This is a genomic window from Halosimplex pelagicum (assembly GCF_013415905.1).
Lineage (GTDB): Archaea > Halobacteriota > Halobacteria > Halobacteriales > Haloarculaceae > Halosimplex > Halosimplex pelagicum.
The window spans coordinates 3976705-3993891 of sequence record NZ_CP058909.1; the positions used below are offsets into that span (position 1 = coordinate 3976705).

The following is a 17187-nucleotide window of genomic DNA, read 5'->3' on the forward strand; positions in this document are numbered from 1 at the left end:
AGTGAGTCATGAAAATATCTCCCTCACAAGAGAGCGCTTTTTTCACCTACCGAGTCAGTAGAAATTCTGAGTCGCGTACACGCCACCGTCATGGTTTAGATATACCCCGATCCCTTCTTCAGTAAAGTGGTCCCGAAGTATGTTCTCGCGGTGTCCTTGAGAGTTCATCCACGCGTCCACGACGGACTGTGCCACCTTTTCGGGAGTCGCCAAGACATCATAATGCTCTAGAGCGATGTTTTCACCGCTACTCCGGGTGTCATGTCCGAACGTTTTGTATCTGTCGCTGGGCTCGTCGCCGTCGGGATTTGCGTGTGCGAAAAAGTCACGCTGGGCCATGTCACGACTGTGCCGTGCCGCGATGATACTCAGGTGATCACTATATGTCAGTCGATCTAGGCCGTGATCGACACGTCGTCTATTCGTCTCGTCGTGAATCGCGTGCTCAATTTCCACTGATTCTGCACTAAGTCGCATGTCCACGGGAACAGCTATTCGACGACGGTTAACCTGCGTGCCACAGTCGGCACAGGTGTCTCGCGGAGTAACTCGCGCACCGCACGCACCACAGTTCCACTCTCCCCCTATATATACGATTGGTGCATCACACCCGTTGTGATACGACTGCATGGTCGTCCAACCACAAGCCGGACACTCCTTGCGACAGACGGTGACCGTCAACTCGTCATCCCCTCCCATCCCTAAATTGCTGTCGTAGTTTCCCCCAGCGTCTCGGGTCGGACGCGAACGGGTGTTCTCGCTCGCGTCGCCGTCGTCTACATTGTCTATCGCTTCGTCGATCCAACTGTCGGGATCTCCTCCATCGGTCAGGACTCTTCGATCTTGCCGACCCTCACCGGCCGAGGAACACTCATCGATCATTTCGGAACGAGAAACAGGTTATCGACAGCGCATCAATACTCTTTTGTATGTTTCTCGGTCCGCTGTGGTGGAATCACCCCTCTGGAGACAGATATGCGTTTGAATTTGATCTTGGTTGGGAACTGTGTGATTCGGTGCAGGCGCGACCGTCGGAACGGTTGACCTCTGATCTTCCGGAGAAATGACTGACGCCTGTTCAGTTGATCGACGCGGCCATGTACAGGAGAAGGAGCAGGGCAAGAAGACCACCGACAAAGAAGGCCACCCGTCGGACCTCTTCTCCGAGTCTCTCAGTGGTATCGTCTATTCGGGGTAGGCGTGACTTCGTTGTGGTTTCCGCAGCGAAACTCGATCGCGGCTGGGAACGGTTGGGGGCGATGCGTTTAATCAATCGGCTGATCCTGCCATCTTCGGAGTCGCGTATCGAGTGACTGGCCGTCCGACTCATCGCGCCACTCCCACCAGTCTGATTGGGCGCTGTCGAACTACTCGATGTCGCCCCATTCGCTTGCGTATCTCGGTCCACGTCCGCTCTGCTCCCACCGGGTTCGCCCAGCCCACTCGTTTCACTCAACGTCTCTATCCAATCTCCCGGCGTCGGACGCTTCGAACTGTCTCGCTTCCCCGCCACAAAACAATCGCGGAACCTTGCCTGAACCTGATTGGGAAGTTGATCGTATTTCGTTTGCTTCCCGTCGTGGGGTTCGATCCCGTCCGAGGAGGTCTCGTACGGGAAGGAGTTCTCCTGAATCATGTCCTGCAGGCTCCCAGTTGCTGCGCTCGGACCTTGTGCTAAGAACGGGTGGCTCCCCTCCATCAGCAACTGGAAGACATAAATCCCGAGCCCAAACCGATCGGCTAACTGTACCTCTGATAGCGCATCCGGTCGCTTCTCTGGCGGAGCGTACCGTGGGAAGTACGTGTCACCACCGTAGGTTGCCCGGTCAGCGTTGATGTGGAACGCATCGCAATCGATCAGAGAAATGTATCCACCCTCTACAAGGATGTTCTCGTGGTTGAAATCGCCGATCGCATGCCCCTGCTTATGCACCGCGTCGATCATGATAGACAGGTTCAGTGCCGCTCCTAGCCGTTTTGTGTCGGTACTGTTGTCCCAGGTAAGTTCAAACATCGCGTAGCTGAGGGCGTCGAGGGCTTCGTCAAGGTCCTTCTCAGGCATCTTGTAACCTAGGAATTGCCCGGAGGTGTCCTCGACCACATTTTGGGGCCAAATGATTGACCGGACCCCCTCCTGTTGGTAAGTTGGGTCCGCCGGCTGGTTCTCCGGTTGCACCATCGCTCGGACCTTGTCTGCCTTTTCTGCTCGACAGTCCGTGCCGAACACCTTCACAACCGACTCTTCAGGGCCTTGCAGTCGGTATACCTCACCCTCCTGACCCGAACCAATCCGTTCTCCCAGTCGGTAGTCGGATATCTGTCCGCTCACGACCTCACCAGTGAGTGTCCCAGTCTCTATCACTTCAGTTTCTCCCATGTATTCTTGCTGTCGATACTGCCGCCATCGCCCTGTACTGGGCTCGATGCCGAGCTAAATCCTGTGAGTATTTCTGCAAAGAGCAAATGCCCGGACCGACCGATCGATCGAAGCTTGTGGTCTCGCAACGGCCCAAGTCCCTGGGGAAGGTGGTCGGTACGTGGCTCGATCCACCAGTCAGTTGCCCTTTGGAGGTCATATCGCGGTGGACAGCGTTTTCACCCAGTCGGCTGGACTGGGACGCAGCTCGGGGACCAGCTTGCCCTCAATAAAACACAGCTCGAAGCGATCCCGCACCTCCGAGGGGAGAGAAGTGTACGACGGAGCTTCTTCCGGAGGTGCGAGCGATCCCGTTTGCGGATCTCGATACGGAAACGGGTTCTCCCGGATCATCTCCTCGTAGTCCCCGGTAACGGCTTCAGACCCTTCCGCATGGAACGGGTGGTGCCCGTTCATCAGCAACTGGAAAATATGGACTCCAAGGGCAAATCGGCCCCCTCGTTGGACCGCTTCGATCGGTCGGTCGGGATCTTCCGGCGGCGCATACCGAGAAGCGAAGTCTGTGCCAGGGTATGATTCCGATTCTCCTTGAACATAGAATCCCTCACATTCGATCAATACTACGTTCCCGCCGGTATCTAAGATGGTCTCGTGGTGAAAGCTCCCCGCGGCGTGACCGGCCCGATGCAGTTCCTCGATCGCCTCCGCCAGTGATAGGGCCGTCTCGAACCGTTCGTCCCTACGGCTACCGTCTCTGATCCCAATCGTCTTTAGGAGTCTCTCCACGAATCCGTCTATCGTCTTCACGGCCGGTTCGGAGTGTCCTCTCGCGGTTTCTAAGAGGTTTTCTATGTCACTGGGAATGGATATTCGCATCCGGTATCCTATAGATCGATCGTCCCCAGCCGGTTTGACGACTTCTTCGGGCCACGCGTACAATGGGTCCGATTCTCTGCCCACCTCAGGATCCGGGGGACTCGCAATCATCGCCTCAAGTTTCTCATGCAGATTTTCGTTCCCCTGACCCCGTGGTTCGCACAGTTTTAATGTCTCCTCGTCGGTATCCGCACTCTGGTCTGCATCCTCGTCTTTCTCTTCGTTCCTGCCTGCGTCTTCGTCCCCGATATCGTCCTCGTCTTCGTCTGCGTCTTCGATATCGTGAGCGTCGTCTTCCGGACCCGTTCCATCCTTCTCTCCGAAAGACTGTTGCTCATCAGTCTGAATTTCATCGACGCTCATGTCTGGCGGGAAGTTCCCGACGACAAGCGTCTTGTCATCTTTGAACCGCCGAAAGTTCTCGTTGTTCAGTATCTCCGAAAGCTGTTCGGAGGCTGCCTCCCGGTCCGTCAGTTCGCGGACAACTTCAAAGACCCCGTCAAAGAACTCCGGGCTCGCCGTCTCCAGGTCTTCCCACGCGAAGTTTTCGACCCCATCCGAAAAGACGACCAACCCATCACAGCCAGGAACGTAGTCTGTCCGGAAGGATGGCCATTCGTCGTCGATGAGTGGATATGTGACCTCGTTTGAAGAGAGATCAATCACCTTCGGTTCGCACTCAACGAGAAGATGGTACTCTTCATCGTGTTCGTAGACGATCCCACCGTCACCGACCGCTGCACCCGCGACCCCGAAAGGCCCAGCAACAGCTGCGAGGAGTGTCGTCTGGAGTTGGGACGCGGGCACATCCATCCCGGCTGCTTCTTCGCGCACAGCCGATCTCGCCCGTTCGAACGCATCTCTAAAGGCCTCATCAATTGTCGACTTGTCAATATCCGCGTTAGATTCGACACGCTTAGCGAGGACATCAACGGCCTCCTGTGTGGCGGTGTCCGATCCCACGTGGGAATGAGACGCTGAACCAAGCCCGTCGCCCACGGCAATGATTATGTAGTCTCCAACCTCTGCGCTGCTCCAAGAGTCCTGACACGGGATGTCATCTGTCTCGTGACCGGGTCCTCTGACCGAGCAACCGATGACCGGGCCTGCTTCGTTTTCGGGCGCTCTCATCGCCGGTCAGTTGTCGCTCAGATCCTGCTGTGCCATGGCCTCGGTATCCTCCTCCAAGGTATCCTCAGCAGTTTCACCCTCTCCAGTGACCGACCCAGTCGCACTCTTGGAGGCGATTCTGAAGAACTCCTTGAACATGTTCTCCTCTAATTGGAAGGCAGCGACATCGGACTCATCAGCGGGCGAAACTAGTTCTTCAAGCGTTCCTATGTCAGCATCGTCGCCGATCCCAACCGCATAAAAGAACAGTCGGTCTTCGTCAGTCCCTTTTTCGATCAGTGACTGCGCTTTGTCCCATTCCTGGCTTCCTGGTCCGTAATCCGGCTCGCCATCGGTAAGCAACCAGACGAGTGCCCGCTTACGAGGAAGATTTTGGTCGTCGACAGCGTCTTTGTACTCCTCAAGGTGTTGGAGACCCTCAACGATGGCTTGGTTCATCGGGGTCGTTCCAACCGCGTTCAGTTCGGGTGGCCCGTCACCGTCTATCCAGGCATCATTGATCGGTTGAAACTCCTGTTCGACCGTCACATCATCACCGAACGTTACGATAGAAACGTCGATACTGATCTCCGCCTTGTTGTCGTCGCTGATTTCTTCAGTAAATATTTCGAGACCGTCGTTCACCTGCTTAATCTTTGCTTTTTCCTCCCCTTCTATGTCCGTTGTTTCACCAGTCATCGAATAAGACGTGTCCAGTAGGAATAGGTTCGGAACCCGGTCAAGGGACGCCGCTTCGACACCAGCCAGTCCAAAGTCGGAATTGGAACTCATTGTCCAATGACTATATCGTAAATCATATACTTCAAACCTCGGGTTCCATGACAATATTGTTCCGATTAGCTGAAGAGTGGTCAACAGACTGTCTAAATTAACTTCCCCTCAACAGAAGTCGAACTATCTAATACTTGGTTCGACCAACGGCTGTTGTAGTATCTGAATCACCGCAGCTACCGTCTTGGATTCGATTAATCTCTCTCTCTGTGGGACTGAAGACGCCGGTCCCCATTGAGACGGTCTTGGACCATTTTTCGATGTGATTCCGACTATGGTGGTGAAAGGGGTCACTCTAATCGTGTTGACCGGGGGCAGCAGTCAGCATCGACTAATAAACACATGTCATCTGAACCTTATTCCGGGTAGGCGATAAAAAGTTGCCGAGGAGTCAGGGTCGTGTTTAGTTAAGCGTGAAAAGTGAGGCGGTGTGATTTCTTGGTGTTTATGCCAAAAATCGCCCGTCTCACCGGCCATAGAGAGTGGATTGATTTGGATTTTGTGGAGCGCGAGCGGACACCCGAGTCGGCGATGGAGCTTGGTATACAATCGCACGCTGCGGAGCTGTCGCTGTCGAATACCGTCGAATTGCTCGACGCTCTGGGTGTCGAGCGGAGTTGCAAGGCGGTCCACGATTGGGTGCAGAAAGCCGATCTACAGCCCGAATCTAGCCAACCTCCGAATCAGGTCGCACTCGGCGAGACAGTGATTCGGATCAACGACGAGCAGTTCTGGCTGTACGCCGCTGCGGACCCGCAAACTAACGATCTGCTTCACGTCCGGCTGTTTTCCACGACCACGACATCGTTGACCGAGATCTTCCTCCGCGAATTGCGAAAAAACATGATGTCGAAAACGCCGTGTTTCTCATCGATGGCGGTTAACACCTCCAAACCGCGCTGCAACGAGCTAGACTCCGATTTCAGATGTGTTGCCATGGAAATCGCAACACCGTCGAACGAATTTTCCGTGAGCTCAAACGCTGAACCTCGTCTTTTTCGAGCTGCTTCAGCCACGCTGAACCAGAAACAGCCGAATCCTGGCTCCAATCCTTCGCTTGATGTCACAATGCCACTAACTAAACACCACCTACCAATTGGGGGAAAATTACTTACGTGATGTTCAAATAGTTGGGGAACATGTCCTCAGACGGCACTATCGGTGTGGATAATATATTACCAGACAAGGTTTCTGATTACGGTATCCAGATTGCGTACTGGCTGTTGTTCCTTCCACTTCTAGCACTTTACCCGTTGTACTACGCGATCGTGAGATCGGCGGAAGACAGGGATATTGAGGAAGAACTGGAGGGATCTCCGTTCCATTCCGCAATCGGGTTTTCATCCGCCGACTCACTGATTATCCCCATACTAAGTGCTGTTGCAGCAGTTGTTCTGCTATTTGGAGTTATTTATGGCCCCTCAATAGCGCGTGTCCAATTAAATTTCACCACGATCATATCGGGAAGTATCGGTATGACTGCTGCCGGAGTCCTTATTGGAATCATAGCCGTTTTCAGGAGTAGAACGCAACTCGAGAGAGATCTGTTGAAGCGTATCGGTCTCTCCTTCAGCATTGGGATCTCCCTAGGAATATTTTTCTCAATTGTTTACGTTTGGAGGTTCAATTTCCCGATCGAACTTGGGGCGCTTGCTGAACCATTCCTTATCCCGTTCGTCGCGACTGTGTATGGTGGAGCAGTGGCGAACAGTTACATCGTCAAAGAACAGGAGATTGAACAGTTAAAAAAGAGAAAAGGCGAGGTTAAGAACACGAACGATCATACTGAAACGAAATCATACAAGGGTACGGAAGTATCCGATTCCAAGGGTGAGAATCTTCTTGAGAACTTTGCGGAATCAAAATGGGTGGTTCCGGATGAACTTCCCACCTCAGCGACTATTAAGAATACACGGAAGCTAAAGCCGCTCAAGGATATCGTGCGAGCACTGTGGGTAGAAGAATCCCACTACAAGAAAACAGTCCCAGAGACCAAGTTCTCGGCCGAAAAAGGGAAACTGCGGTCGGATTACGGCCGCCGCAAGAATATCGCCCCTGATAGCTTTGAATCGAAGACATACAAGTTCTACAAGTCCGGTTCAAAGGATATCCACTCGTGTAACAAGTGTAGTGGAAAAGGGGAACTGGATTGTTCGAACTGCAATCGCAGAGGTACGGTCAAATGCGGAAACTGCAACGGTTCGGGACAAACACAATGCCGGGACTGCAGAGGCAACGGGAAAGTCACTGTCGACGAAACATGTAACGTGTGTCGAGGGTCGGGTGAGACATCAGGCGGTTGGGAGTGTAACAACTGCGGAGGCTATGGGACTATCGAACAGACGAAGACCTGTCCCAACTGCAGGAGAGGAAAAGTGGGTTGCTCCTCGTGCAATGGAAATGGAAAGATAACCTGCAATAGTTGTGGCGGAAGAGGAACCCATGACTGTGGAAAATGTGATGCCTGTGGACGGTTGGCTGATTTCAAGTATGCCGAACGGAGTTATTCTCCCGACAAGGAGGTATCTTACCGGACGAAGTCCGTTCCAAAGAGTCTATTGACGGGTGCTTCGGGGACGCGCAAGAGTATTGACACCGACAATAACCCTAGCCAGCGTGACTTATATCGGCGCCAAGACGAGACGAGAAAAATTCCAGTTGTAGTCACCACGTATGGTTATCATGGTGACAAATGGGAATTGTTCGATATCGAAGGGTCGATCAAGGCTCAGGATTTCCCTAGGGACTATCAGCGGCAGTTCCGTGTTGCATTGAGCAGTTTGGTTCTCTCGATCATCCCATATGTGTACATAGTCAACTTCGGAATATGAACGCGACTGACTGTCACTCCTGGCGACCAGATTCTACGAAATGGATCCATCGGTCTCACTCGTTACTTAACCGAGCCAACTACTCAACGCGGACCTGTCGTTGTCCTAGACGGCACCTCTACCCACTGGCAGCAGGATTGAGGAAGGCAGCACCTATTGAAGGCCGGAACATCGCCGAATGGATGCTTCTGGTCGTTACCAGGGAAATCCGGCAGTCGGGTTGCCGGATAATTCAGATTCGAGGACAAATCTTCGCTCGGAGATAGAATAGCGCCGTCAGGCCGGAGTTGCCGCTGTTGGGATCGATACCTTGTACCGAATCGTAGATCTGTTTGATGGTACGCCTACATCAAGCTGAACAACAAATCGTTAACGGACCGGTTGGTGGATCCCGATCGCTCATAAGGTGTTAAATAGTGGCAATACTGTCTGACCAGTGAATAGCACGTTTAGTCGGCGAGCAGGGAAACATCTAACATGCAATCTATGAATGATTATCACATGCCGGCGAAATCAGGAGCGTCACATGCTCTCGCCTCCTTCACGACCATCCTTCTCGGAGCTGTGATCAGTAATTTTTTGAACGTGCATTCCGCGTCATTGCGAGAATTCTCAGCGGTACTCGGACATTTCGCCACAACGATAACCGGTGTTACTCTCTCCGAAACGACTGTTGGCCTTCTCATTATCGCGACGGCCCCCTCGTTCGTCTGGGGGATAGCGTATCACATGGCAAGACACTAGTATTCTCTCGAATTATCTGTCCCGCGGAGCGGGACGAAATTTCAAACCACGGCCCTGTCAATTAATATCCGGAAATAGACTACTGACCGATCAAGGACACCCTTAGTTATGATGATATGCTGATCGGGACGAGATTGTCTAGCTGAGTGATTAAGGAACAGAGTGCCCTATTGAATCTACGGAAAGCGTAGCGATTACTCCTTGATGGCCTGTTCGAGGTTGTAGACAGTCGCAGTCAGCATGAGTTCTTTGAATTCATGATATCAAGCGCTTGCCCCGACAGCGGACCCGTATCGGCACTGAATGGTCGAGAATACGCCTCGGCCATCCGGCACTTCCCGTACAGCTCGCTGTCCAACCGTGCGTTGTGGGCATGTTAGTGGTTAGTGAACGAGTGATTCTCATGATATCGATAAAAATCCACAGAGTGTGACATCATATTAAACCTCGAAGAAGCGACTTACGGCTGAAATGCACCTCAATCGGTATCTGGGGGCTAGAAGACCGATCATTCGAGAACGCCAGTATCCGGCCGGACCGATCTGAATTCCTATTTGAGCGCGTGTCGTACTGCACGAACATTTTGCTCATCGACTTCTCGAGCCGCCTCTCCAGAAATGTCGGGTTTCGTTTCGAACTGGTCTATGAGATAGTCCATCGTCTCATCCGAAGAGCAACCTAGCTCAGTAAGTGCCTGTGCGCGGTAACCGATTGGAAGCCGTGTCTCTTGAACTGACAATGTGACTGTTGGCGAGGGAGAGACTACGCCCGCCTCCATGAACGCATCATTCACTGCGTCGGCTGTTTCACGCGCGCAATTTATAGTATCAGAGACGAGGTGCCCAATGACCTGCTCTACCTCCCACGGTTCAACCGACCAGCTATCGAACGTGTCGTCACGATCTCCCCTGAATGCGTTCATCATGAGCTTGGAACTCCACTTTTCGTAGTACTGCCGGTAGGAGGTCTCGAAGCGATGCCAGTGTTCTAATAGATACTGTAACGTGTCTTCGATTGCTTCGGACGGGTGGTTGTCTTCGTCCTCGATGGATCGTAAGAGCTGGATGAGAGCGTTTTTATCAGGCATTTCTGTCGGCCGGGTTTGGATCCGACCAATGCTCAATACTCGGTATCCTGACCGCGATCTGATTCCGTCTTTTTCTTCCGTTATAACGACGCTCACTCTTGATTCTGGAATTTTATACAGAATTTCATCGGGCTCGTCTTCGTGGGTTATTCTGGCGAAGTATTCCCAATTATCCGGGATTCGCCACAGGAACTCGTTGTGCAGTACCGCCGTTCGACGTGCCGGCACCTGCTCGAACCATGTCCCGGCACACTCACTCTCCAGGGTGAGTTCGTAGCTCCCCTCAATCAGAGTGCTGTCTACGACGATACTGTCGGTCCGCCTAGTGCTCTCCAACCTCCACTGGTTGAATTCCGGTGAATCTGGCAATTGTGGTCCACCATCAGCCACTAGTTTCTGTTCGCTCGCGTCATCTGTGACTTCGACAATACTATTCGCGTGTTCATGCTCCGATTGGTTCTGAGGCGATTTTTCGTCTTCCATTGTTTTTCTCCAGTTGTGTATTGCGTACCGTTCGAACTCCTATTTGCTCCTACGCAGGATCGTGATCCAGTTGCAGGCGTAGCGATGAGAGAAGCGATTACGACTTCACGACTCGTAATATTCTCGCCATGTTCGAACAGCAAACCTTGTTTTACCCATCTACGGAAAAACCCTCGTCCTCTGAGAGAATGAGAGGTGATATTAAGCGTAGATAGAACAACTATCGAAGCAATATTGGATCATATCCATCCCTTCCCTGTCCCCGGCTTCTAAGGATTTCATTGTAATTTTCTATAGAAACGGTGCCTTAGACATACGTACATTGTCATTGATGCCACTCCCGCTTGTGAATTGTTCTCGGTGTTGCGCCAGTGCTATACCCTGGCTGACGCTACCGTGAGGTGATGAGTCGTTTCGTTGTCTCCGATCACCACTTCGGACACGCGAATATCATCAAGTACTGCGACAGGCCATTCACCTCCGTTGGAGACATGGATACCACGCTCCTCAACCGGCACTTCGAGACAGTCGAACCCGACGACGTGGTGATTCACCTTGGCGATGTCGCGATGGACATGCGAACCGGCGAGGACACGATCGAACAGATGGAAGCGATCGGTGGTGACTTTCTCGTGCAGGGCAACCACGACGTCGGGCTCTCCGACGGCCAAGCACCGTTCCCAGTCGTCGATGGGTGTGTTCTAACCCACGGCGAGTACACGTTCTACTGCACGCACCGGCCCGAGGATGTCCCGGATCATTGGGAAGGATGGGTGATTCACGGGCATCACCACAACAACGACCTCGACACGTACCCGTTCCTTTCGTACGATCAGCAACGGGTGAACGTCGGCGTTGACGTTCTCGGATTCAAACCAGTCTCGCTGGAGACAGTCACGACGCTCATCGACGAATGCGACCCGGGCACGCATCTAAAGGATATCGACGCAGCATCAGACTTGACCTAATTCACATGAGAGAAGCGATTGCAGACGAACTGGTTGATAGCGCGAAAATTGCTGTCGTCGTCCACACGCATGCCGATCTTGATGCTATCGGGTCTGCTGTTGGCCTCGCAACCACAGTCGATGCCGAGGGAACCATCGTAACGCCCGGTAGTGTCCAGTCGGCAGCAGCGACGCTACTGGAGACCTGTGATGTCACGGTCGATTCTGATGCTCACCTGGATGCGTACGACCTCTCAGTCGTAGTCGATGCGCCCTCCCAGGAACGCATCGCCCCATCTGACCCGGTCGCCGCAGCACCGCCGTGTGCTGTCATCGACCATCACGATCCTGACGACCTCCAGACAGCTGCTGACCTGACGCACATTGACTCGTCCGCTCCAGCGACTGCAGTACTCGTTTCACAGGTTCTCGAGGGCGGGGGATTCGATGTCTCCGAAACCGCCGCGATGGCGCTGGCAGCTGGACTACTCGACGACACAGGGTTCAGAGCGATCATCGGTGAGGACACGTACGAACCGGCCGCAAAACTACTTGAACAGGCAGGCGATGCGCGATCAGTGTTGCCTAGTCTCTGGGAAACCGATGTCCCCTGGAGTGAGCGGATGGCAACCGCGAAAGCCCTCGTGCGAGCGAACGGCTACAAAGCCGGGCAAACGATTCTACTCACGACCACTGTCGGTGGAGAGGAAACCGCTGCAGCACATGCGCTCCTCGCCGGCAACGCTGATATCGCCATCACCGTCTCCCCACGAAGTGATCAGACGCGCGTTGTCGCCCGGACATCCGACTCAACGGACATCGACCTTGCGCTTCCCGAGGCCGTTTTGGAACCGCTTGCACGTGAGTTCGGCGGAGATGGTGGTGGTCACAGTGGTGCCGGCGTGGCGAAACTCGAAACCACTGACACAGAAGCCGTCGAGAACAGGACAGTGTTGCTAATCGGAAATGCACTCGGCGTACAGTTCGGACAGTTCTCTTGATACGTCAGACCTACTGGAACCAAATCGTAGACGACTACTGATCGGTCAGGGGTGGAAATCAGAACGTGGGGATGATGTCTTCGGTTGAGAATAGACAGAGGTCCTCACGCACCTCTGCGGCCTCAATCAGGCTTTAGTTGAAGTCGCTCCGAGATAACAAACTGAACTCATGGGCGACGCTCTCCCCACCCCACGGCGGACCGGTGAGTGCAACTTCGCAGAGATCCCCTTATTTTTGGAAACCGTAGAGTTGCTAGCGAATTAGAGTCATCATGGAATTAATTATCAGGGAAACGCGCGGGTTAAAGACCTCAGATAGGTGCGTCCTTTCGCGCCGCTTGGCTGAACAGCTGGGAAAAACACAGGGCGGCCATGTTCGGGTGGAGTCCGATCAGGGGAAATCCTATTACATAATTGATAATATCTACGAAAACCAGTCAGGCCTGAAAGTGAGCGAAGGCGGATTGGACAGGATCAACGCGCAGGCCGGAGACCACGTCACGGTGAAGAGTACTGTGCCGATTCAAAACCGGAAGAAGGCGTTCATCACAGGAGACATAACTGAAACGTTCTGGGACAGGGACGACGCAGAGATCTTTATCTCCTGTCCTCACGGCGGCGACATTGAATACAACACGGACGAAATGGGAACGTATCTGTTCAAGAAGTTGCTCGCGCAAGGAATTGGGTCATCGGCTTGGATTCTCCATGGGTACTACACTGGGCAGGAGAAGGACGCGTTCAAGCGTTGGCATGTGAAGAAGCCTGTAAGAGCGTATGATGCGTATCCAGGCCTCCAGAAACTGAAGGAAGAAAACCGCAGTTTCAGGTACGGTATCGGTTTCCATATCCAGAAGGCGGACCACGTCGGCGTCGGCGGCATGGCCGATCACGATATCCGGGAGATGATCGCTGACGCTATCCGCAGGCCTGTCCCATCAAAATACGAGATTAGAACCGACTACCAGGAGATGAAGTTAACTGGAAAGGGCACGTCTATGTCGATGAATCACTTCGCAGAGGAATACCAGGGAATCCAGATCGAGATGCCACGACGTGTCGCTCACAATAAGTTCCATACTTTGCCTGAGGCAGTTGGTGAAGTTCTTGGCGAACTTCTTTAGGAGCATACCAAAAAATTGTCACATAGGGAATTGGAGAGGGCTTAGTCATGAAGCATTTGCAGTCAGGACGATGAAAGATAGAACTGATCTTCTACAGGTGGTATCAATCGATCAGATAGGGTCAGGGGAGTTACCTGACAAAGACGGTGGACTGTTACTTGACCTCGGTTCCGGGAATCTCAATCCACGGGGAACCTATGAATTGATTCAGGGATTCGAGGAGAACGGTTTGATGCCTTCCCAGGTCAAGGCCTTGAAAGTGGAGTCCAGTGAGTTGGGAAGATTGTCGACTGGGTCGGGGGACGTGTACAAGAAGGCTACGGACCCACAGAAAAAGCAGGAGTTTGGAAAGAAGGATCTCAAGAACGGTTTTGAGCCGGGATACGTCGTCGTTTCTGCGCCGGAGAGAACGTTTCGGGGGAAAGAGGCTTCGATTGAGGATACCGTTGAACAGCTTCAGGCTGCTCAGGACACAATCAGGGACGTCGACGAACCGGTTGACTACACAGGGAAGATTTTGCTTGAGAACAGGCCCCGTTCGATTTTTTCAAATGTGGGGGACCTGTTGCACTTGCAATTGGAAGCTATGGAACAGGGTTTTACGCCGTTGTATTCGTTTGATCGGACGGTTGACGGTGGCGAAGAGATGTTGTCGAAGGCAGTTTTTGAAGATGTGAGGATGATACGGACGGAAGATGGCTACGAGATATGGCCGGGTTCCTGACGGGAGGGGATTTATCGAAAGCCCCTCTCATCCTTCTTTTCTTTCGATGAATCGGCAATCCTCGATACTGAAACCGTCTGCCGTATGCTCCGCTACCTTCTCGTCTCTCTCCCAACGCACGTTTCCATCATCAGCGTCGAACGTGATCATGTACTTCGTATGCGGCCTACCGATGTACCGGGGATGGATCCGGTCAACTACCCCACCCTACTTCGCTCACCCTGAGGGGTTCGCTCGTGGAGGGTGGGGCTTGTCCATGAACTCGGCCTCAAACCCGTCCGGGTGGGCGGTGAATCCGCCACTCGGCGTCACAGTTCCAGACTTCAGGGCAAGCTGACTGTTGCCCGTCCGCCGAGACGACTGTTGGCCTCGACGGACATATCGCAGACCGATGTTCTTCGCCGCGTTGTAGTCTGCGTTTGCTTCCGACTCGCACTTCTGACAGCGAAAATCGTTTCGATTCGGGCGATTCTCGTCGGCTGTGAAGCCACATTCGGCGCACCGCGTGGACGTGTACGCCGACCCCACTTGCTTCACCGAGATACCGTTCGCTTCGGCTTTGTATGCCACTTGCTCGTACAGCGTTCGGAACGCCCACTTATGACCCCATGACGCACCCGTGCGGTCGCGGATATGGGTTAGGTCCTCGAACGCAATCACGTCACACTCGAATCGGAGGGCTTCATCCACGATAGCGTTGGACGCTCTGTGGAGTACGTCGCGGACGTATCGCAGTTCACGGCCACTCGACTGTTCGAGCGTCCGGTGGGCGCTTCGCGTCCCGGTCTGTTGGAGTCCGGCGCGTACCTTCTCGAACTCACGGAGGTCGTGGGTCAACTCCCGCCCGCTGACGAAGGAGGCGGTACTTGTGACGGCGAGGTTTTCGATACCGAGGTCGACCCCGAGGACCGTTCCGTCCTCGGCGGTGTTCCGCTCGGTATCGGTCTTCGGTCGGCGGAAGCCGATATGCAGGAAATAATGGCCGTCACGGGCGGTAAGCGTACTTTCCGTGGCGCTCCATTCGTCGGAGTCGAGATACTGCCGTTGGTAGCCATCGTCGGCGTCAGGAAGGGCGAGCGAACACCGGACGCGACTCTCCGTGGTGGAGACAGAAACTGTTTCGTCGTCGAACAGCGTCATGGTCCGAGTGTCGTATTTCACCGTAGGCGCGGTGAACGTGGGTTTGCTGGCCTTCTTGCCGTTGGACCGGCGTTCGATACAACCGGTGATGGCTTGTGCGGCTTGGTGAGTGGCGAGAATCGCATGCTGACTGCCGAGGTCGGTTTCCTCGCGCACGGTGTCGTAGGCAAGGGGTTGGACGTCGCTCTTGGCGTTGCACTTGCCCCACGCCATGTCGGTGGCGAGTTGGCACCCACGCTTCCATTCGGAGATGGTTTCCTCAAGCAACTCGCGTTGCTCGTCATCTACCGATAGGCGGGTACTCGCCGTCCGACGCACGTAGTCGTCTGCCACGTATTCAATGTAGATAAGGGGCTACTTATAGACTAGCGTTTGTGGCGAATGCGAACGCGCTCCTCCCCTCCCTACTTACTCGCTTCGCTCGTTTCTTGAGGAAGGGGACTCCGCACTACCGTATCAGTTGACCCCAGGGAAGAGGCGTTTCCCGTGAAAACTGGTATTCGCCGATTTTCTCGGGTACTTTTCCCGGCGGCTGCTCTTCGCCGCTACAGTGGAAGAACAGGATATATTCTGGAGACTTGCACTTCAATTGTCGTCAGGGTGCCAGCCTGCAGCTTCGTAGAACCCTTCTTTCGCTTCTTCTGAAGGCCCTCCACCCATCTCATCTATCTTGTCCTGCTCGAACTCTTCGATCCGCTGCTGAACCTCCTCCAATGGTTCCAGCAGAGAACTGAAGCTCCCCGACTCGGAACCGGCTCGTGAGGCCTGGGTTTCGATGTTGTTCAGTTCCTGTTTCAGCTCCAGCTTCTCTTTGTCAGATTCTTCTACTCCCTCTTCGAGGAATTCGATTTGGTCGTACAATTGGTTGATGTACTGCTTCAGTTCTTCCTCGGTATCGAACCCGCCAGGAACGTCCGGAGGCTCACTCATGGTTTCCAACAGGCCTCTTGTATTTCCGCTCAATTCTAATTCTGTTATTTTCCTAAATATTGTTTGGGCCACACGAGGGACAACAGTAAATGTCAGTTCCAACTTCTTGGTTGATCCATTGTTTTCTCTGGCCGCAATTGCTGCAGTAGTTGGATTGCTCTTTCTTGCCGTTGCTGCAGTGGCAGCTTTGGCCGGGCATGTCCTGCATAGCTCCAATTACCACGTGAGGGGATTTATAAGTTGGATGGAGCAGTCTTCAGCTAGTTAATGACAGATATGGGACCGATAACATAAGAAATACAGAACTAAGTCTCAAACACTAGTACAACAAATGACTGCCAACAAAGACGAGCTACCGGACGATCCAGGACAGCTTCAGCAGATCATCGAGGACATCAGAGAAGATGTAGAAAACGATGAGGGGATCACCGAAGAAGAGAAAGAGTTCCTTGATGACCTCGAAGAGAAGAGACAGAGGATCAAGGACGCCTCAGACCGGATGGACGACGTATACGATGACCTCCTCAGCTAAATCACTGAGCAACTGCATTGACCCTTCTGTGGTTGCAGGGAAGACTGCAGAACTCGTCGACTACTCCAACAGCTCTGTCCTTTACGAGGCATCTATTCTTCATCAGTTCTGCCTTGAGGAGATCACTTCTACTGGTTTATGAGAGCGTGGTTGGACAGTATTGAAGAGAATTCGGCGTCGAGGTACATAACGGCAAAAGGCCGGTTCTTTAAAGAAGTTCAGAGATATGTTCTTGAGGCCTATCAACGAGGGAATCAGGATAAAATTGCTGTGAAGCTGTTTGCCGATCGTGGCGACGACATTGTCGAAGTGGTTCGTTGCCAGCCTCGGATACGAAACGATTGCCTTTATTTATCGTCTCATCCGCCGTCTTTACCTCGGACAGATGTCCAAGTGGAGGCCTACGCCCGGTATGTTCTCCAGTTGTGTGAAGGATCAATCCGGTTTACGACATCCTAGAGGTCATCGAACCCTGCCTGCACAGTGTTG

At 53.3% G+C, this 17187-nt stretch carries 13 protein-coding genes and 1 pseudogene; 7 read left to right on the plus strand and 7 right to left on the minus strand.

The window, feature by feature from the left end:
- Window positions 1-54 precede the first annotated feature (54 nt).
- From HZS54_RS26600 to HZS54_RS19985, 4 genes are all read right to left on the minus strand, one after another.
- Complete coding sequence (locus HZS54_RS26600) at window positions 55-882, minus strand: CAP domain-containing protein (RefSeq protein ID WP_343063067.1); 828 nt, start codon at window positions 880-882, stop codon at window positions 55-57.
- A gap of 196 nt (window positions 883-1078) precedes the next feature.
- Window positions 1079-2377 carry a hypothetical protein gene (locus tag HZS54_RS19975; protein WP_179918808.1) on the minus strand — a complete coding sequence of 433 codons (1299 nt, stop codon included), beginning with the start codon at window positions 2375-2377 and terminating at the stop codon, window positions 1079-1081.
- A gap of 195 nt (window positions 2378-2572) precedes the next feature.
- Entirely contained in the window at window positions 2573-4384 is a 1812-nt protein-coding gene (locus HZS54_RS19980) for a protein phosphatase 2C domain-containing protein (RefSeq protein WP_179918809.1), read from the minus strand.
- A 6-nt stretch (window positions 4385-4390) separates the two neighbouring features.
- A complete protein-coding gene (locus HZS54_RS19985) occupies window positions 4391-5155 on the minus strand; it encodes a vWA domain-containing protein (protein WP_179918810.1) in 765 nt (254 codons plus the stop codon).
- 447 nt (window positions 5156-5602) lie between these two features.
- Here HZS54_RS19985 and HZS54_RS19990 point away from each other — a divergent pair.
- Both HZS54_RS19990 and HZS54_RS19995 read left to right on the plus strand, forming a co-directional pair.
- Window positions 5603-6216 (plus strand): annotated as a pseudogene (locus HZS54_RS19990) (IS6 family transposase).
- Between the two features lie 78 nt (window positions 6217-6294).
- Window positions 6295-7986, plus strand: a complete 1692-nt coding sequence (locus tag HZS54_RS19995) for a hypothetical protein (RefSeq protein WP_179918811.1) — start codon at window positions 6295-6297, stop codon at window positions 7984-7986.
- 1294 nt (window positions 7987-9280) lie between these two features.
- On the opposite strand, the gene HZS54_RS20000 is transcribed toward HZS54_RS19995, so the two are convergent.
- Window positions 9281-10300 (minus strand): hypothetical protein, encoded by a 1020-nt coding sequence (locus HZS54_RS20000; RefSeq protein ID WP_179918812.1) that lies wholly within the window; start codon window positions 10298-10300, stop codon window positions 9281-9283.
- Window positions 10301-10704: 404 nt separating this feature from the next.
- Here HZS54_RS20000 and HZS54_RS20005 point away from each other — a divergent pair, with 404 nt between their 5' ends.
- The 4 genes from HZS54_RS20005 (at window position 10705) to HZS54_RS20020 (ending at window position 14096) form a co-directional block, all read left to right on the plus strand.
- A complete protein-coding gene (locus HZS54_RS20005; protein WP_179918813.1) occupies window positions 10705-11268 on the plus strand; it encodes a metallophosphoesterase in 564 nt (187 codons plus the stop codon).
- A 5-nt stretch (window positions 11269-11273) separates the two neighbouring features.
- The gene (locus HZS54_RS20010) at window positions 11274-12248 is read left to right on the plus strand and encodes a DHH family phosphoesterase (protein WP_179918814.1); all 975 of its coding nucleotides are present in this window, start codon (window positions 11274-11276) and stop codon (window positions 12246-12248) included.
- 272 nt (window positions 12249-12520) lie between these two features.
- Window positions 12521-13372 (plus strand): poly-gamma-glutamate hydrolase family protein, encoded by an 852-nt coding sequence (locus HZS54_RS20015; RefSeq protein ID WP_179918815.1) that lies wholly within the window; start codon window positions 12521-12523, stop codon window positions 13370-13372.
- 70 nt (window positions 13373-13442) lie between these two features.
- Window positions 13443-14096: a hypothetical protein gene (locus HZS54_RS20020; RefSeq protein WP_179918816.1), complete on the plus strand. Its 654-nt coding sequence runs from the start codon at window positions 13443-13445 to the stop codon at window positions 14094-14096.
- 216 nt (window positions 14097-14312) lie between these two features.
- On the opposite strand, the gene HZS54_RS20025 is transcribed toward HZS54_RS20020, so the two are convergent.
- Window positions 14313-15569, minus strand: a complete 1257-nt coding sequence (locus HZS54_RS20025; RefSeq protein ID WP_179918817.1) for an RNA-guided endonuclease InsQ/TnpB family protein — start codon at window positions 15567-15569, stop codon at window positions 14313-14315.
- 252 nt (window positions 15570-15821) lie between these two features.
- Window positions 15822-16382, minus strand: a complete 561-nt coding sequence (locus HZS54_RS20030; protein ID WP_179918818.1) for a hypothetical protein — start codon at window positions 16380-16382, stop codon at window positions 15822-15824.
- Window positions 16383-16497: 115 nt separating this feature from the next.
- Between HZS54_RS20030 and HZS54_RS20035 the strand changes: the two genes are divergently transcribed.
- The gene (locus HZS54_RS20035) at window positions 16498-16698 is read left to right on the plus strand and encodes a hypothetical protein (protein WP_179918819.1); all 201 of its coding nucleotides are present in this window, start codon (window positions 16498-16500) and stop codon (window positions 16696-16698) included.
- The last annotated feature ends 489 nt before the right edge of the window (window positions 16699-17187 follow it).